Origin of the sequence: Shinella zoogloeoides (assembly GCF_033705735.1) — a bacterium.
Lineage (GTDB): Bacteria > Pseudomonadota > Alphaproteobacteria > Rhizobiales > Rhizobiaceae > Shinella > Shinella zoogloeoides_A.
Window position 1 is genome coordinate 378,638 of the sequence record NZ_CP131131.1, and the last position, 16,031, is coordinate 394,668.

Sequence of the window (16,031 nt, forward strand, 5' to 3'; positions counted from 1 at the left end):
CTTGTGACAGATACCTGGCGTCTTGCTTGGCGATCTAACTTAACTTCATCGGAGCGGATAACCAGCATCCTGGACGCTCCCAGAAGATTTTCTGACTTATTCCGTCATGCTGGCGTAAGTCCCAATCGTCGATCCCGGTTGCGAATCCAAAAAAGCAGGGGAAGGGCGGCAATCACCATGAGCGCCTTGCCGACAACTTGTCCTGTGAGGAATTCAAGCGACCCGAAAGCCAACCAGAGGAACATTACGCTGTCGACGACCAGGCCGGCCACGCTGCTCAGCAGAGCGGCCTTGACTAGGCCCTTCTTCTGCAGGGGAGTAAACACGAGCAGGTCAGCGATTTCCGAGGAAAGGAAGGCCGCGGCCGATGCGAAAGCAAGGGCAGAGGCCGTGAACGTGGTGGACAAAGCCGCGCCGACGGCGATCGCGCCGATCGCCCAAACGATGCCGAGCCGGCGCTGCACGAGATCCCGCAACACCAGTGCGAGCCCTACCAGCAGAACACCGCTTGGAGCTGTCAATCCGGGACCGACCGGAATGATGCACGGGCCGTTCGGAACGCATGCCGTTCCAATGTGGCCGATCATGTAGTTTGCCAGCGGGATGCAGGCCATGAAACCCGCCAGGAAAAGTGCGCCTTCGATACGCTGTCTGTTTGTCGTGTTCATATGATCGCCCTCGCTTCAAACCTGTTCTGCAACAAATCGCTCATAGCCATTCGCCCGCAATTCGCAGGCCGGACATGTACCGCAGCCATATCCCCAGTCGTGGAGATCACCCCGTTCTCCGAGGTAGCAGGTGTGGCTTTCCTTGACGATGGTCGCGACAAGGCGAGGACCTCCGAGACGGTCCGCCAGACTCCAGGTATCCGCCTTGTCAAGCCACATCAGGGGGGTATCGAGCACGAAGCGCTTTTCCATGCCGAGATTGAGAGCGACCTGCAACGCCTTGATCGTATCGTCGCGGCAATCTGGATAGCCGGAATAATCCGTCTCGCACATGCCGCCGACGATGTGTTTCAATCCCCGGCGGTAGGCAAGCGCGGCCGCGAAGGTCAGAAAGATGATGTTCCGGCCCGGCACGAAGGTGTTCGGTAGCCCGGTATCTTCCATTTCGATGGCGATTTCGCTGGTCAACGCAGTGTCGGAGATTTCGCCGAGCGAGGCCAACGAAATCGTATGGTCCTCACCTAGGCGCCCTGCCCAGTCCGGGTTCATGGCCGCGAGTTCCAGGCGAAGGGCTTTCCGGCAGTCGAGTTCGATCCGATGACGCTGGCCGTAGTCGAAGCCCACCGTCTCCACCCGTTCATATCGATCTAGGGCCCAAGCAAGGCAGGTCGACGAATCCTGACCTCCGGAAAACAAAACCAGCGCTGTCGATGTCATCGGTCCATCCTTTTAATTGCCGTCGTATTCGGCCCAGCACATGGGCGTCTCGAAGACTTTCACTGAACTCAATTCCGGAAGCAGCGGGCGAACCCGCGTCCAGATCCATGATGCAATGTTCTCGGCCGTCGGGTTTTCCAGCCCCTCGATCTCGTTAAGCGTGTGGTGGTCGAGTTGCGCGAGGAGGGGACCGAAAGCCTCCTCCAGATCAAAGAAGTCGATGACGAAACCAGTCTCCGGGTTCACCTTGCCGTCCAACTGCAGTTCGACCCGGTAGGAATGACCATGCATGCGGTGGCACTTATGGGTGGCCGGCACGTGGGGCAGGCGATGCGCCGCTTCAAAAGTGAAAGCTTGGGTGATTCTCATGGGATCCCGATCATCTTGTGCGTTTGCAGCGACAGGCGCCACTTTGGATTTTCCAGGCAGTATTCCGTCACAGCCACCGTGTTTGCAGCCCGGTTCGGTCCATCCATCGGCTGCAGGAAGTAGTGCTCGAAGGCTAAGTCCGGCAGCGCCTCCGGCAGAAGATCCGGTTGCGGAAAAACCAACTTCAACTCGCTGCCGGCCCTCAGATTCAAGGGCGCGCCGGCTTTTGGACTGACGCAAATCCAGTCGACGCCGGCTGGAGGCTCAAGCGTGCCATTTGTCTCGATCGCAATCTCGAAGCCGTGCCGGTGAACGGCTGCAACGAGATCGTCATCGAGTTGCAGGAGGGGCTCACCGCCTGTGAACACGACGTAGCGCCGGTGCGTCGCATCGCCCCACGTCGCGGCGATCTGAAGGGCAAGCGCTTCTGCGTCTTTAAATTTCGCCCCGCCGGTGCCGTTTGTGCCCACGAAGTCCGTGTCGCAGAACTTGCAGACGGCCTGGTCACGGTCCTCTTCCCGTCCCGACCAAAGATTGCAGCCAGTAAACCGGCAAAACACCGCCGCCCGACCGGCTTGGGCGCCTTCTCCCTGCAACGTCTTGAACAGTTCCTTGACGGCGTAGACCATCACATGCTCGCTTGTTTCGGTTCGACATCGTCGGCGCGGCGCCGCTTGACATCGGCACGCACGATCCCGATGAGGTATTGCGCGAGGGTCACGATATCGCGGTTGACGTTCTGCACGGACTTCCAATGGCGGCGATCATTCTCGCCGAAGTTCCATTCTCCTGACGTCCACGCGGTATTGCCGACAAGGCATGCCAGGCCCCTGGAGAAGTCGTGAACGGTGCGGGCGCCATCGAGGAGCGCGAGCACCTCCATCACATAGCCCAGCGACATGATACCGGCGCCATGGACCAGTCGAGAAGTCTTCGGCGTGTGACCCTCCCATTCATTGAGGAAGACGGTCTGTACCGCACGATAAAAGTCACTGACGAGGGCGAAGCTGAGATCGGCTCCATCGGGTTCGCGGATGAGTTCACGCATGACGCCGTCGCTCATCGAGTTGATAACGACCCGCTGGATCGCCGTGTCACGGATAATCCCGGTCGGGTTCGTGTGCTGGTAGATTTTGCCCTTGAGCGAAGAGCCGTCGTCGTAATTGAGGCGTGCTGCCAGATCTGCCGCGACCGAACGATCACCCAGACGGCGCGGCAGCCCCCTTACCGTCGGCAGCAGTTCATAGATCAGCGATTTCGGAAGCGGCCGGGTATTGTTGATGAGCACGAACTGGCGGCGCAGTTCCTCCTCGTCTCTGCAGACGATGGCCGACACGAAGACCTGGAAATCCTTTTCCTCAACCTGGCTGAGGGCAGTCAGGCGCTGCTGGCCATCGACGACGAGACCGGGCGCACCACCCATTGCGTCAATCTCCACCATGCAGCGGCCGTCCGCGGCTTCCTCACTGATCGTGATTCCGGTGGTGAAGGCGACAACGATCGGGTTGGGAAGGATCGCTTCCGGTTTTTCCAGATAGTCGCGGATTTCGCGGATGTGACCAGCAATCTGCGGACGCTGAAAACCGCTCAGCGCGCCACCCTCGTCGCGCGCAACCCGTTCGATCACGGCGAAATTCTTCAGGTCAGACGCTTTCGCTGCAAACGAAAGAACGGTGTGCGTTTCGCTCTGTTTCGCTCGGATTGCCGGAAATTTGAGTATGGTCATTGTTATCGCTATTGCTTGGAAGTTGATCGACGAGGGCGTTGTAGACGCCAAGGTTATGGATACCGCGACGCTTGTTGCGGTTGCTGGCCCGGAACAGCACGACTTCGATCGAGAGGGCCGAACAGATCGCGCAGGAGCATTTTTTCCACGGTCGGTCGATGAGCGTGCGCTTGTACCGCTCGCGAAGATCCTTGACTGCCTTGGCGTCCGGCAGTTCTTCGACCGGCGACCCCGTCACGGCCGGTGTCGAGTAGGCAATCACCGTATCGAGCGTTTCATCGAGCACAGCTTCGCCGCGGTCATAGGCACGCAAGGCGGATAGCGCTTTTTTTTCCATCTCGACCAGCGTTTCTTGATGAAGCGCGCCACGCTTGGCCAAGCGCATCAGCTTGGGATTCTCGAGGGCCTGCGGCACCCGAATGGCGGTGTAATAATCGAGCTTGCCGCCCTTGGAGGGCAGATAGTAGTTCGCTTTGGCGTCCTTGAAGGCGCGGATCAGGGGCGAAGTCGTGTCGAAACTGGTGATGTTGAACGAACCGAAAGTGTCGATCTCGTCAGCTTTGGCGAAGCCGAGAATGTGGATGCGCGTGGAAGCGGGAACGATATCGCGGATGGCTGCCAGGCAGGATTTGATCTGCGAGGCTTTGAGTGGGACGGTACCACCAAGCGCCAGGTAATCGTAACCCATCGCGACCAAACGGCGGGCGCCCTCTGCCATGCTACCCGGCGACCAGCCCTGAATGACCCCCATCGGCGTAAACCGCCCCGACATGTGGGCCGTTGCTGACCGGAAAGCCGAGGCGTTTTCGAGCGTGATTTCGAACCGGCGACGCGCTTCCTGGGTGCCACCCTCCATGCCTTTAAGGTCTTCGTCGAAATCAAAGATGATGTGGTCGACAGAACAGCCATGGGTGAAACGGGCATCATCGTAGAATTCCGCCGTGTCCTCCGGTGTGTAAGGAGGTTTGTCTTCCTTGTGATAGGTGAAGGCGCCGCAATCGCCGAAGATCGGCAGATGCTCGAACTCGGGCTTGTCGAGGCGCAGGAATTCGCGAGCACCGACCCGCCGGAAGCGCATAGCCTGCGCTTCAGTGTACTTACCACCGACGGCCACGCCACCCACGATACCTCTTGAAACCAGCATGCCTTTATAGGGGGCATAACCCATGATTTCATGCGGATAGGCGTCGTCCCAATAAGGCGTGCGGCCTTCGGAATACCGGTCGCGGAGAAAATCGTAGCCCGGATCAACATGGTCGAGGCTGTCTGCGAAAATAAACTTCATCGAGAGGCCTTCGATAGCTTGCGATCCAATAGGATCAGATGTTGCGTCAGGCGGTCGATGTGCAGTTGGGTCCCCTGGACTTCATTCCATCTCCAGGCGAGTTCATCCCACTTTCCGGACGTCCAGCAGCAATGGTCGCGCAAACGAGTCAGCGATCGGCGGATGTCCTCTTCGCTATCGCTAACACTATCAGCACGGACCATGATCGGGTCCATGAGTGCGCCCATCGCCCGAATGCCGGCCATATGCATGAGGCGGCTTTTCTCCGGCGGCTGTCCCCATGCCTCCGGAAAAGTATCGCGCACAGCCGACCAATACTTGACGAGGACGTGAAACATCTCGTCGGCGTCACAGGCGCCGTCAACGCCGGCATATTGGCTAAGCGCACTCGTCGGCGTTTTAAGATTGATCTTGATCGCAGCGATCAGAGCGGAGTCGCTTACGACAGCAGATTTCGCCTTCTGGTCGGACCGCCTCTTGATCAACTGGAAGAAGGGCGAAGCCTTATGGTTATTAAGGAGGTTGCACAACTCGCTTGGAAGCTTGTTTGCAGCGAGATCGCGCGGCAGAAGGGTGCTGACTTCCGGCAGGAGTTCATTGATGAGCCTCGTGTCGAGGGCCTTCACCTTGTTTACCAGGATGAACTGTTGCCTCTGAACCTCGATGTCCTGCGAAACGAAGGCAATGACTGGGACTGGAACGTCTTTGTTTTCTGCGCGCGCAAGAGCAATCGATCGCTGCTGGCCGTCAACAATCCAGGCAATCTTCTTCCCGTCCTTGCTAAGCGGTAAATGGAGAGTGCCGGATGTCCCGATCTCAATGATATCGGATGGTTTGGTACCGCGTGCGGCTTTGAACTCGACCGCGTCCGAAAGCGCAAGAATGATCGCGTTTGGAAAGAGGACAGGTCCGCTATTCAGAAACTCGACAATCGAGTTCACATGGCTGCGGATTTCCTGCCGCTGGAAGCCCTGTAACTCGGCTTCATCGCGTTTGATGCGGCTAATCTCGGCAATCTGCATGACCGCAGAACCGGGAAGGAAAAACGCATAAACGTCGGTTCCGTACCCTTGCTGTGTCCGGACCGCACGAACGGCCATCGACTGCGTTGCTGTCATAGCTGTGTCCTCTCGGCGCGAACGATTGCGGCCAGTCTGGCAAATCGGCCCTGTTCGCAAGCAATACCGAGCTCATCGCGAAGCATGCGGAGGAGTCGAGTCGAACGACCCTGCACAGAACCCCACTCCTCGCGGATGGTCCTTAAAAGGTCGTCGTCGTTCAGTCGGATTCCGGCTTTTGAAATGGGCCTGTCCCACCGATCCTGGGCCGAAGCCACTCGACCAGCGTGGTCTAACGCATCACCATTCGGCGACGCCGGCAATATGTCGGTCACGAAATGCCAAAGGGCGCGCTGGGCGAAGTCAGCGAACGTGCCAGGCGTTGGTCCCCCATCCAGACGTCGATCGTACGGCATGCGATAAGGCTTTAATTCGAGATCGATCTCGAATTGCTCGGATCCAGTGAAAATTCGGATCCGGCCACTCGCGAAGACGGATAACGTCTTCAGAAACCCGCTGAGCATTTTGAGGTAGCTTGCGGGAAGAGCGACCAGAAGAAGGGCATGGTCGATTTTCAACAGCGTCTCGATCTGAGAGACCTTGTCTCGCCTCGAAATCGCATTCCACCACTCCTCTTCGGTCGTCCCGTCCGGGAGTTTCGACAGGATCGAGGAAGGAAGGCCTTTGGCCACCGTGAGGTCGTAAGACGGGATGAGATCGGTCGCTTCGACAAGACCCAACCCTGCGGACGCAATGAAAAGAGTAGCGTTGGCACCGGAGGCCGCTTGTTTTGCCTCAAGCATGCTCCGACCGGCATAGACCTTGATCGCCTCTGCGACGCCGGCTGTCCCTGCTAACCGGGTGCTCCATTCCTCGGCAACCGAACGGAGGCTCCCATGCTGAAGACTCGCCGCGATCAGGGAAGGGGCTGGGGAAAACCGTTTGCGCATGGTGCAAGCTGTTAGAATGACTGTCATGCTATGGGCTCGCACAAAACTGCAAATCACTTTTCGCGCGAAAAATAACTGTCCGTTGTGGTGAGTTCAAGAAATTACTGTCGGGGGCATGCAGGTTCCCCAGAAAACTGCAGTCGATGGCAGCGTGGCCGGTCAATTATGCCGTCACCCACGGCAAAAGAGCGCTCGCCTCAGGGCCCCTTAAATTGTAACGTAACTCCGACTCAAATCTTGCGTGCATGTTCTACGATGATTGAATTCATTGACGACGCCGAGCCGTGGCGACCTACTACTTCAGGCGAGCGTCTTCTTTTCCTGCTTCTGGCAAATCACAAAGAAGCTCGGTTCCTTTCGGAATCCCTTACCGGATCGGGCCTGCGCTTTGCTCGACGCTATAGCGATTGGTCGAACTTTATGGTGGGGGCGTCTCTTCTCCACCTTCAGCAGAGGCTCATCAAGCTTGGCAACGACGTGCGCGAGAAATTGACGTCCGACAGAATGGATCAACTGAAGGAATTGAGAGCCCGAACCTGCGATGTCGTGCAGTTGACCCACATCGAATACGATGGCGATTTCGGTGAGCTTATTCAGGAAATCCTTGAGTCGGTCAACGCAGCGTAGGCTAACGAGAATTTTTGGTTGATAGTCAATATATTGGACTCGTCAATGAGTCATAGGTTCATTCGTTTCGAGGCGAAAACTACTCATCGTCAGGTGCAGATCTATGTCCGCACCTGACGCAAAATGGATAGCTATGCAGCTTCCCAAACTTGGTTCAAAATCTTAGCGGCCAACGCTGCCTTGTCTTGAGGTAGAAAGCGACCGTAGTGCTGCTGTACCACATCCGGCGTATCTTGAATGGCATAGCTGGCCTGCTCATACGACCCGGTTTGCTTCAGGATATGCGTTGCAAGTATATCGCGGAGATTATGTGGCCCATGCGGCAACAAGCCCTTGATGGCGCCGCGACCGGTGTAGGGGTTGTAGATCCCGTACCGCTGGATCACGGTTCGCCATGCCTCGTAGAATTTTGTTGAGTCGTATGCGGCGTCGAGGCTTGTCGTCTTCACCGTCTTGACGAAGAAGGTGCCAGGATCCTTTGCATTTCCGAGCAGCACACCGCGATGCTTGTCGATGTAAGCCTCAAGGTATTTGTATAGGTCCAGCAGGTCTGGGAGGATCAAGCGGAACGGCTTCTGACCGAAGAACGATGAGCTGGCGTTCTTGAAGGCGACTGACGGAATGAGTACTTCCCAGCCGCCATCACGATCGCTCCAGCGCAGTTCACCGCACTTCATGTCTTCGAGGCGGCGTTCGGATGTTGGGAAATGTCCGCGCGGGCAGACACGCAACTGCCGCAGGTTCTTTTGGCGAAGGCCGAGATGCAGGCCAAGGCGCAACAGCAGCAAGGATCGAACGGCTTCCGCCGCCGGCCGCGGGTAGCGATTTTCATCTGGCATGCGTTTCAGGATCTCGTCGGTGATCTTGCGGTACTCCGCGAGCGGGCTGTCCGCTTCGAGAACGCACATGATTGGCTCGAACGGATCGCGATGGACGCGCGCTACTCGCTGGATTTCTTTCGAACGGTTGGCGGCATGCCGGTGAAACGCATCGCAGGCGCCGTTCCAGTCGCGGGTAGCGAACTCGATTTCCTCCGGTGCAATCAGCCCATCGATCGGTCTGACATTCTTCAGAAGCTCCGGGTGCTGTCGGATCCATCCTACCTCCGCGCGCGTGAGTGCCTGCGCGACCATCAGCATGTCTTCTTCCCACTTCGTGTAGAAGCCACGCCGTTGCTCGCGCCATTGCAGATACCAGTCCCAGACACCGGGAAAGATCAGCAAGCCAAAGCTCAGGTGACTGAGCGGCACGCCTCGACCTTTGATCATGCCCGATGGGGAAGCGGCAAGTGCGCCGAACATCAGGCCGAGATGTTCGATCTTTTGAGAGGCGGTTTCTTCACCCCAGACCCCGTTGCGCTGCAAGCCGATCGCCGTCAGCGTCGAAGTCTTGAACCGGATCAAATCGGCCATTTCCATCGCGAGACGTGGCGGCGCGTCGACGACACCGGACAGAAGGTCCGGATCGTCGATTTCCTCGGCCATATTCTGGTTGGCATTGGCTGCAGATGCCCGGGGGCGGGGCGAAAGCGAACCGCCGCCATAGGTGACACCAGGAAAGCGGATCGCATAACGCTGCTTGCTGGCTGCCGCCTGGTAGCGGCGGTACTCAGTCGAACCTGAGATGATTACTCGGCGCACCCAGTCGAGAATCTCCTCTCGCTTCGTGAAGGGCAGGGTGTTGAAGTTTTCCGGTAGATGTAAGGAAATGCGCCGACGCTCGGCCGGGCTGATGTCGCCGAGGTCATGGCCGTAGAGGGAGCGCTGCTGATGCGGCAGCTTCGCCTTGAAATAGCCTTCCGACAACCGATACCGCTGCTCGATTCGCCGCAGGATGTCGAAGCTGGCAACCGACCGCGGGACACGCTCGCCCTGGATCCAGGACAGAAGTGTCTTGCTGTCGAAGGTCTCGGTCAGGCGAACTACGGCGCGGTAGAGCTGCCAGTAACTGTCACCGAACCGGCGCATATGGTAGATGAGCGCATCCTGAAAGCTTGTCGGATCGGCAGTCGCCTCGAATAATGGATCCGGAAATGGGCTGATCGGCTTTGGTGCAGGACCGCGTTGCGCGGATGTGTTCCGGGCAAAAAACCCGTCGGCCGCAGCGCGCTTCGGTTTTCTGGTCGAGGAAACTGGCGCTGTCTTTTTGACTGCTTCAATTTTGCTCATCCGGGTATACTGCTTTGCCGGCGGGGCGTCTTCGCTAACGGGAGGCGCCTTAAGCCATCGGATGATCGCGTCCAGTGCCGGCCGCAACTGCTTCCTGAGTTCAGCTGTCATTTCGTCTTCGACCCCGCAGGCCTCTCCGATCGCGGTCCAGTCGAGATGGCCATTCAGGATCGGGGGCCGCTTGCGGTAAATGATGAGGCTGATCAGATAGGGGCGGAGATTCTCCAGCACCCGCTTTGAGGATATCGGTGCAATACGCACCTCGCAGAATTCCGAAATTTTTCGCTGAAAATGACGTGATGAAGGATCGTGTTTGGGCATGCTCATCCGTTTCTCTCTGGCATTAGTGCCGGGGGCGAGCGGAAATAGGGATGTGCCTTTAACAAAGCATGTATGGTGGACGCGACCCGCTGGCCGTTACGCGGCTATTCAGAAAACAGCATGAATGATATATAAACGGATCAACTAAGGCTATATGATCCGTATTTATATCTTTTCCGTTGACCGAGCTCAGAATGTTTGAGATAGCTTGCCCTGCTCCACGGAGAACTTTTGGGTAGGTAGGATGGCACGGTCTGAGTCAGATGCCTTGCTGGAAATTGGGAAGTTGCTGAAGGCTACGCGTAAAGGCAGGCAACTGACGCAGGAGCAGGTTGCCGACATGGCGGGTATATCGCGCCCCCGCTATCGTGAGATAGAAGCCGGAAGCAGTGCTGCGCGCACGACGACCCTGATCAACATCGGCCGCGCCCTCGGGCTTGAACTGATGCTTATACCGCAGACTATGGTTCCGGCCGTCAGCGCGCTGCTGCGGCCGCAGGATGATCTCGACGATCTCCCGGCATTCATGGCTCATCCGGACGGGGACGGGGATGAGAATGTCTGAATCATCTTCCAATCCGAGGTCCATCTCGTCGCTCAGCGTGCTGTTGAACGATGTGAAGGTCGGTACGATTGTCAGGACGCCTGGCGATTTCAACGCCTTCAGCTTCGAGGACAGCTATCGCGCCACGGGCGGCTTCCCGGTGCTCAGCCTGTCTTTTCGCGCAGTCACTGGCGGCTTGCGCAAGGACCCGAAACCCGTCGCCAGAGCGTTGCCGGCGTTCTTCGCCAATCTGCTTCCCGAAGACAAGCTGCGCGAGGCAATGGAAAAACACCACGCGGGGAGTGTTCGCGCGGGAAACGATTTCGATCTGCTCGTCGCACTGGGTTCGGATCTGCCAGGCGCCGTCCGCGTCGTGCCGAGCGACAGGACGATTGCTCGTCTCGACAATCTGCCCTCTAGCAAGCCGAAAGCCCGGTTTTCGCTCGCCGGCGTTCAGATGAAGCTTTCGGTCATCAAGAACACGGGGAAGGGCGGTGGACTGACGTTGCCGATCGGCGACGAGCAGGGGGCCTACATTGCCAAGTTTCCATCGACCTCGTTTCCCGGCGTGTCGGAAAATGAATATGCCAATCTTGCACTGGCTGAAGCGATCGGCATGGAGGTTCCGGAGCGTGAACTCGTCGAGCAATCAGAGTTCGAAGGTATCCCGAAGGAGTTCGAGACGCTGTCGGACGGTAGAGTCCTGCTCGTCAAACGTTTCGATCGTGGCGCAAACGGCGAGCGGATCCATATCGAGGATTTCGCGCAGGTATTCGGCGTCTATCCTTCGCGGAAGTACGAAGGAGCTGCATATCATGATATCGCCGCAGCCTTGAACATTGCCGTTTCGCCCGACGCTGCGCTCGAGTTCGTCCGCCGACTGGCTCTGGCTGCCATAACCGGCAATGGTGACATGCACCTGAAAAACTGGTCGCTGATCTATCGCGAAGCGGGCGACAAACCGGAGTTTGCGCCTGTCTACGACGTGCTCTCGACGATCCCTTACATCCCAGCAGATGCCATGGCTCTGTCGCTCGCCGGCGAGCGCCCCTTCAAGGCGTTGAATGCGCAACGATGGAAAGCCTTCGCCAATCGCGCGCGCTTGCCGGAAGCGGCTGTGCTTAAAGCGGTGGTCGATACGGTCGAGCGCGTCAACGAAGTTTGGTGGTCGCTGCCGGAACGTAGTGTCGCTCCGGCGAAGGTTCTCGAGCGTATCGATACGCATGTAAGGCTGATGACGCCGATCCTTGGCACGTGCGCGGAGTGAAGCCATCCGGCCGAACGGTACCGAGGCTTGTCCTAGCCCACGCGCCAGTTCTCCTGGCGGGTCTTCACCCGTTGCCAAAGGGCATTTTCAACAATTCTGAGCGACGGCACCTCGTGCACGACATGGTGTTCGACAGCATTCTCCCGAGAGACCCGACGTTCTGTCGCAGGATTTTTTCGATAGGCGAGGCGGTTGAAGACGATCAGTCCGATATAGGCCTGATTGTTCAGAATGCCGCTGCCACGATTACGATGACCGCGAATTGCGGTCCCTTGCCAAGGTCGACCGCGCGGGCCGGGTACACCGCGTGCATTGAGTTCGTCAGCGATCCTGACCGGGCTCATGCCGTCTGCGTACCGCTCAAAAATCCAGACGATGGTTGCCGCCTCATCAATGTCGATCGAACGCAGGCCGCGCACCGGCTCCCCGCTATCGTCGAACTCACGTCGCACTCTGTAGCCGTAACAGATACCGCCTGGCACCCGGCCATGCTTGGCGACAGTCTTCATGCCTTCGCGCGTGCGATAGCGAACCTGTTCGAGCACCTCTTGATTGAGAACCGCCCTCAGCCCCAATTCCATTGATGACACCGCCGCGGCGCCTTGTACCGTCCACAGTTCGACATCATGAAACTGCAGGATCTTGAGAATGCGAGCACTGTGCTCGAGGTCGCGGGAAAGGCGATCGAGAGTGAGGCATAGAAAGACGTCATAGGCGCCAGTGCTCGACCTGGCCAACGCGGCCTGAAGACCGGGCCGCGTCTCAAATGACGAGCCGCTGACACCAGCATCAACGAAGGTGTCGGCCAGCTCCCAGCCTTGCCGCATGACGAATTCCTTTCCGAGATCGAGCTGGGTTTCGATCGAAGCGGGGTTTTGTTGATCTGTCGAATAACGCGCGTAAAGTACGACGCGCTTGAGGGCATGCATAGTGATCGTTCTCCCTGGTTTGAATCGCGGTCACCATGATAGAGATCGAGTATGGGATTCGGGGTTTTCATTCACCGCACAGATTCGATCTACGACGACAGTCCGGCTGAACAATATCAGTTTCCGAGCCAGTATCTCGGTCGCGTTCAAGCCTGCGTTGGGGACTGGATCATCTATTACGAGCCTCGAAAGGTTGCGGCGACGCGCGGATATTTCGCGGTGGCCAAAGTCGCGCAGGTCATCCCGGATCCTAAAGCGCCCGGGATGTATCTGGCTCTGATTGAACCCGGCAGCTATCTTGATTTCGTAAATGCCGTACCCTTCAACGGGCCAAATGGTGTGATCGAGCACGGGGTGCTCAACGACGCGGGAGGGATTTCGGGAAGGGCTCAAGCAGCAGTCCGGCCGATCTCAGCCGCAGATTTCAATCGCATTCTGTCGATTGGGCTGGCGGAAAATCAACCGGAACTGCCGCGGTCGGGTGAGGCAATCGACGCGATACTGCCAAGCGGGCTCGCTGAGAGCGCCCAGGCTCCTTTCATATTCGAGCTGGATAGAACGAGAGTCACACAGCTTTCATCACGCGTCGTTCGCGATCGGCTGTTCCGCCGCTTGATCTTGCAGGCCTATGACAAACGCTGCGCGGTAACAGGCTTGAAGCTGATCAACGGCGGTGGCCGCGCGGAGGTTGATGCTGCCCATATCCGCCCCGTTGAAGCGAGTGGCCCGGACATTTTGTCGAACGGCATTGCGCTTTCCGGAACTGCACACTGGATGTTCGATCGCGGCCTTATCGGCTTGTCGGACGATCTCGAGGTTCTGGTTTCGCGTCACGCAAACGACCGCGACAGCATCCAAGGCCTCATCAATAGAACCGGAAGAGCGATCGTGCCGGCAGGTATCCATGAGCGACCTCATCCTCAATTTCTGAAATGGCATCGTGAGAATACCTTCAAGCACTAAAGCGAGTTGTGCATCACAACCGGCCCGCGGGAATGCCCATGTCACACTCCAAGGCTCAAGATCTGATCCGACTGGCCCGGCTGGCTGCAACTAGGCGAACCGGGATCTGCCTCGATGAAATCTGTGAGGAGTTCGGAGTTTCGCATCGAACAGCGCAACGCATGACAGAAGCGCTGGAGACCGTCTTCATCAACGTCGAGGTCGTGGACGGTCCCGATCGGCGCCGGCGATGGCGTGTTGCCGACCCGGCACTCGACAGACTCCAGATCCGCCAGGAAACTGCGATCGAGGCCCTCGAGATCGCAAGTAGATCAGCGCGCGGCGATGGCCGTCTTCGCCACACTGCTGCCCTGAATGATTTGCGCGACGCTTTGCTAGCGCGTTTGACGCCAAAAGATGCTTTGCGCACCGAGGCAGATGTCGAGGCGGTCCTCCTAGCCATGGGCTCAGTTACTCGCCCCGGTCCACGCGTCAACTTGGCACCTGCGGTTCTTGACGCGGTAATCGAGGGACTACGCGGACCATTGCGCTTGCGGCTACGTTATCGAAGCCAAGATGAACCTGAACGGATCATCGAACCGCACGGGCTCCTTCTCGGGCACCGCAGTTATCTTGTGGCGCGCCAGCCGGCCCGCGGCGAAGATATGCTTAACTTTCGTATGGACCAGATCCTAAGCGCTCAGACTCTCGATGAGAGCTTCAGCCTCTCGCCAGGCTTTTCGCTGGAAGATTACGCGGCAAAATCATTCGGCGTCTACCAAGACCCAAAGCAGTATGACGAAGTCATTTGGCGTTTTGCTCCGCATGCCGCAGCAAGAGCGGCCGAGTTTTCCTTCCACCCGAAACAAACAGTGGAACTACAGGATGATGGAAGCCTGATCGTGCGCTTTAAGGCCGCCGGTTGGCTTGAAATGGCTTGGCATCTTTATCAATGGGGGAATGCCGTTGAAATCATCGCTCCCGAAGGTCTGCGCACTCTAGTCGAACAGCATCGCAGAAGCGATTTTGACGCTCTGCCGTAAAATGGTTCCGAGGGCTCGAACGTAGCAACGACGGCGGCACGCCTCGCAGCGTGAGGGTGACAGTTTTTGACACCCTCACGCCGTACGTTGGGAACAACCCGAATCCTACGTTCGATCGAATGGAGCTAAAGATGGCGAAAAGTAGAAGCGGCGGAAGCAATTTCCGCAGCGCAATCAGCGGACGATTTGTCACAACCAAACACGGACTGGCCAGTCCACGAACGACGATTCGAGAGGCAAAAGGCGGCGGTAGTACAGGTGGTACATATCGAAGTGCCATATCCGGTCGTTTCGTATCCACGAGATACGGGAAAGCCAATCCGCGCACGACGATCAAAGATAGCTAGACGCTACATTCATTCGAAGGAATATTCCCAATGGCTCGATGCACAGCGCCAGTTGAAGGGCATCGCTCAGCGAGTGCCGCAGCGAATTGTCCGGCATGCCGTGGAAGCGGCCGTTATCGTGGCTACAGCAGTTATAGCAGTTATAGCAGTTACGACAGCGGCTACGGTTCCTCCCCCTCTTACACGGCACCTTACCGTCCCTCATCAGTAGGCGGAGGTGGCGGATCCGGTCGTGTCCGTGCGAAATGGTCGAAGGCCGGTTCATCTGTATTGTACACCCCCACGGAAGTGCGAGCGCTCACGCCAATACGTCAGACTGCAGAAGTCCGAGCGGAGCTTCCCGATCTCCGCGATGTTTTTCTATGTCATGCGTGGGACGACCGTCAGGAGGATGCCAAGACGCTACACGACCTGCTTGAAGCACGCGGTGTATCAGTCTGGTTCAGCGAGAAAGACGTCGCTCTCGGTACTTCGTTGCTTCGGGAAATTGACAAAGGACTGGCGAAATCGCGCGTAGGTATCGTTCTCGTAACGCCTGCATTGCTCCGTCGCCTTCCAGCAGCAGGGGTCGCAGATAAAGAGCTTTCAGCTCTGTTGGCGACAGAACAGCTCGTGCCAATCGTGCATAACACGACATATGAAGCTCTGCGAAATGTCAGTCCTCTTTTGGCCTCGCGAAGCGGTCTAAGCACCGAAGAAGACACGATGTCCGGCGTGGCCGACAAGCTCGCCGAGCTTGTGGCTACATAGTGTCGAGGAGAATATGCGGATGCTAAAAACGAATACCCGTCAAGCTCACTGGCGCCGAGCAAACCCGGTTAAGTACGATGCTCATCTTGCCGTGCAGCGAGCTGTCAAGGCAGGGAATCTGGCGAAGCAGACATGCGAAGTTTGTGGGGCTGAAGGAGTTGACGCGCATCACGATCATTATGACGAGCCTCTCGTCGTTCGATGGTTATGCCGCCTGCATCATACCCGCTTACACCATCACGGCGAAGATATGTTTCCTATCAGGTCTCCACACGGATAAGGCCGGATTTCTCATAGCCACATTGCTGAAGCTTTAGGCT

The 16,031-nt window shown here is 57.6% G+C and carries 17 protein-coding genes; 7 read left to right on the plus strand and 10 right to left on the minus strand.

The features are described from left to right. Positions 1-104: 104 nt before the first annotated feature. From ShzoTeo12_RS19405 to ShzoTeo12_RS19440, 8 genes are read right to left on the minus strand one after another with little or no spacing between them, the layout of a single operon-like run. On the minus strand, positions 105-668 hold the full coding sequence (locus ShzoTeo12_RS19405) for a VUT family protein (protein ID WP_318913701.1): 564 nt from the start codon (positions 666-668) through the stop codon (positions 105-107). Between the two features lie 15 nt (positions 669-683). Beyond that, on the minus strand, positions 684-1,385 hold the full coding sequence (gene queC, locus ShzoTeo12_RS19410; protein ID WP_318913702.1) for a 7-cyano-7-deazaguanine synthase QueC: 702 nt from the start codon (positions 1,383-1,385) through the stop codon (positions 684-686). Between the two features lie 12 nt (positions 1,386-1,397). Then, positions 1,398-1,754: a 6-carboxytetrahydropterin synthase QueD gene (gene queD, locus ShzoTeo12_RS19415; protein WP_318913704.1), complete on the minus strand. Its 357-nt coding sequence runs from the start codon at positions 1,752-1,754 to the stop codon at positions 1,398-1,400. After that, positions 1,751-2,383 (minus strand): 7-carboxy-7-deazaguanine synthase, encoded by a 633-nt coding sequence (gene queE, locus ShzoTeo12_RS19420; protein ID WP_318913705.1) that lies wholly within the window; start codon positions 2,381-2,383, stop codon positions 1,751-1,753. Before queE ends, queD begins: the two co-directional genes overlap by 4 nt. Further along, positions 2,383-3,480 carry a DGQHR domain-containing protein DpdB gene (gene dbpB, locus ShzoTeo12_RS19425; protein ID WP_318913707.1) on the minus strand — a complete coding sequence of 366 codons (1,098 nt, stop codon included), beginning with the start codon at positions 3,478-3,480 and terminating at the stop codon, positions 2,383-2,385. The genes queE and dbpB (ShzoTeo12_RS19425) overlap by 1 nt, the downstream gene beginning before the upstream one ends. Continuing rightward, on the minus strand, positions 3,398-4,765 hold the full coding sequence (dpdA, locus tag ShzoTeo12_RS19430) for a tRNA-guanine transglycosylase DpdA (RefSeq protein WP_318913709.1): 1,368 nt from the start codon (positions 4,763-4,765) through the stop codon (positions 3,398-3,400). Before dpdA ends, dbpB (ShzoTeo12_RS19425) begins: the two co-directional genes overlap by 83 nt. Then, on the minus strand, positions 4,762-5,883 hold the full coding sequence (gene dbpB, locus ShzoTeo12_RS19435) for a DGQHR domain-containing protein DpdB (RefSeq protein ID WP_318913711.1): 1,122 nt from the start codon (positions 5,881-5,883) through the stop codon (positions 4,762-4,764). Before dbpB (ShzoTeo12_RS19435) ends, dpdA begins: the two co-directional genes overlap by 4 nt. After that, positions 5,880-6,800 (minus strand): hypothetical protein, encoded by a 921-nt coding sequence (locus ShzoTeo12_RS19440; protein ID WP_318913712.1) that lies wholly within the window; start codon positions 6,798-6,800, stop codon positions 5,880-5,882. Before ShzoTeo12_RS19440 ends, dbpB (ShzoTeo12_RS19435) begins: the two co-directional genes overlap by 4 nt. Positions 6,801-7,028: 228 nt before the next feature. Between ShzoTeo12_RS19440 and ShzoTeo12_RS19445 the strand changes: the two genes are divergently transcribed. Then, a complete protein-coding gene (locus ShzoTeo12_RS19445) occupies positions 7,029-7,400 on the plus strand; it encodes a hypothetical protein (protein WP_318913713.1) in 372 nt (123 codons plus the stop codon). 131 nt (positions 7,401-7,531) lie between these two features. Here the strand turns inward: ShzoTeo12_RS19445 and ShzoTeo12_RS19450 are convergent, their stop codons facing one another. Continuing rightward, positions 7,532-9,895, minus strand: a complete 2,364-nt coding sequence (locus ShzoTeo12_RS19450) for a hypothetical protein (RefSeq protein WP_413251180.1) — start codon at positions 9,893-9,895, stop codon at positions 7,532-7,534. Between the two features lie 238 nt (positions 9,896-10,133). Between ShzoTeo12_RS19450 and ShzoTeo12_RS19455 the strand changes: the two genes are divergently transcribed. Next, complete coding sequence (locus tag ShzoTeo12_RS19455) at positions 10,134-10,454, plus strand: helix-turn-helix domain-containing protein (protein WP_318913714.1); 321 nt, start codon at positions 10,134-10,136, stop codon at positions 10,452-10,454. Further along, positions 10,447-11,700: a type II toxin-antitoxin system HipA family toxin gene (locus ShzoTeo12_RS19460; protein ID WP_318913715.1), complete on the plus strand. Its 1,254-nt coding sequence runs from the start codon at positions 10,447-10,449 to the stop codon at positions 11,698-11,700. The genes ShzoTeo12_RS19455 and ShzoTeo12_RS19460 overlap by 8 nt, the downstream gene beginning before the upstream one ends. A gap of 32 nt (positions 11,701-11,732) precedes the next feature. Here the strand turns inward: ShzoTeo12_RS19460 and ShzoTeo12_RS19465 are convergent, their stop codons facing one another. Next, positions 11,733-12,629: a recombinase family protein gene (locus tag ShzoTeo12_RS19465; protein WP_318913716.1), complete on the minus strand. Its 897-nt coding sequence runs from the start codon at positions 12,627-12,629 to the stop codon at positions 11,733-11,735. A gap of 51 nt (positions 12,630-12,680) precedes the next feature. Here ShzoTeo12_RS19465 and ShzoTeo12_RS19470 point away from each other — a divergent pair, with 51 nt between their 5' ends. The 4 genes from ShzoTeo12_RS19470 to ShzoTeo12_RS19485 all read left to right on the plus strand — a co-directional run bounded on the left by ShzoTeo12_RS19470 (position 12,681) and on the right by ShzoTeo12_RS19485 (position 15,991). Further along, complete coding sequence (locus ShzoTeo12_RS19470; RefSeq protein WP_318913717.1) at positions 12,681-13,592, plus strand: HNH endonuclease; 912 nt, start codon at positions 12,681-12,683, stop codon at positions 13,590-13,592. Positions 13,593-13,630: 38 nt separating this feature from the next. Next, a complete protein-coding gene (locus ShzoTeo12_RS19475; RefSeq protein ID WP_318913718.1) occupies positions 13,631-14,614 on the plus strand; it encodes a helix-turn-helix transcriptional regulator in 984 nt (327 codons plus the stop codon). A 377-nt stretch (positions 14,615-14,991) separates the two neighbouring features. Beyond that, positions 14,992-15,711, plus strand: coding sequence for a toll/interleukin-1 receptor domain-containing protein (locus ShzoTeo12_RS19480; RefSeq protein WP_318913720.1), 720 nt, complete (start codon positions 14,992-14,994; stop codon positions 15,709-15,711). 19 nt (positions 15,712-15,730) lie between these two features. Beyond that, entirely contained in the window at positions 15,731-15,991 is a 261-nt protein-coding gene (locus tag ShzoTeo12_RS19485) for a hypothetical protein (RefSeq protein WP_318913721.1), read from the plus strand. The last annotated feature ends 40 nt before the right edge of the window (positions 15,992-16,031 follow it).

What these genes read in the sequence shown, in the direction of transcription:
- ShzoTeo12_RS19405 (WP_318913701.1), bottom strand. Translation starts at nt 668, where the DNA reads ATGAACACGACAAACAGACAGCGTATCGAAGGCGCACTTTTCCTGGCG.
- queC (WP_318913702.1), bottom strand. Translation starts at nt 1,385, where the DNA reads ATGACATCGACAGCGCTGGTTTTGTTTTCCGGAGGTCAGGATTCGTCG.
- queD (WP_318913704.1), bottom strand. Translation starts at nt 1,754, where the DNA reads ATGAGAATCACCCAAGCTTTCACTTTTGAAGCGGCGCATCGCCTGCCC.
- queE (WP_318913705.1), bottom strand. Translation starts at nt 2,383, where the DNA reads ATGGTCTACGCCGTCAAGGAACTGTTCAAGACGTTGCAGGGAGAAGGC.
- dbpB (WP_318913707.1), bottom strand. Translation starts at nt 3,480, where the DNA reads ATGACCATACTCAAATTTCCGGCAATCCGAGCGAAACAGAGCGAAACG.
- dpdA (WP_318913709.1), bottom strand. Translation starts at nt 4,765, where the DNA reads ATGAAGTTTATTTTCGCAGACAGCCTCGACCATGTTGATCCGGGCTAC.
- dbpB (WP_318913711.1), bottom strand. Translation starts at nt 5,883, where the DNA reads ATGACAGCAACGCAGTCGATGGCCGTTCGTGCGGTCCGGACACAGCAA.
- ShzoTeo12_RS19440 (WP_318913712.1), bottom strand. Translation starts at nt 6,800, where the DNA reads ATGACAGTCATTCTAACAGCTTGCACCATGCGCAAACGGTTTTCCCCA.
- ShzoTeo12_RS19445 (WP_318913713.1), top strand. Translation starts at nt 7,029, where the DNA reads ATGATTGAATTCATTGACGACGCCGAGCCGTGGCGACCTACTACTTCA.
- ShzoTeo12_RS19450 (WP_413251180.1), bottom strand. Translation starts at nt 9,895, where the DNA reads ATGAGCATGCCCAAACACGATCCTTCATCACGTCATTTTCAGCGAAAA.
- ShzoTeo12_RS19455 (WP_318913714.1), top strand. Translation starts at nt 10,134, where the DNA reads ATGGCACGGTCTGAGTCAGATGCCTTGCTGGAAATTGGGAAGTTGCTG.
- ShzoTeo12_RS19460 (WP_318913715.1), top strand. Translation starts at nt 10,447, where the DNA reads ATGTCTGAATCATCTTCCAATCCGAGGTCCATCTCGTCGCTCAGCGTG.
- ShzoTeo12_RS19465 (WP_318913716.1), bottom strand. Translation starts at nt 12,629, where the DNA reads ATGCATGCCCTCAAGCGCGTCGTACTTTACGCGCGTTATTCGACAGAT.
- ShzoTeo12_RS19470 (WP_318913717.1), top strand. Translation starts at nt 12,681, where the DNA reads ATGGGATTCGGGGTTTTCATTCACCGCACAGATTCGATCTACGACGAC.
- ShzoTeo12_RS19475 (WP_318913718.1), top strand. Translation starts at nt 13,631, where the DNA reads ATGTCACACTCCAAGGCTCAAGATCTGATCCGACTGGCCCGGCTGGCT.
- ShzoTeo12_RS19480 (WP_318913720.1), top strand. Translation starts at nt 14,992, where the DNA reads ATGGCTCGATGCACAGCGCCAGTTGAAGGGCATCGCTCAGCGAGTGCC.
- ShzoTeo12_RS19485 (WP_318913721.1), top strand. Translation starts at nt 15,731, where the DNA reads ATGCTAAAAACGAATACCCGTCAAGCTCACTGGCGCCGAGCAAACCCG.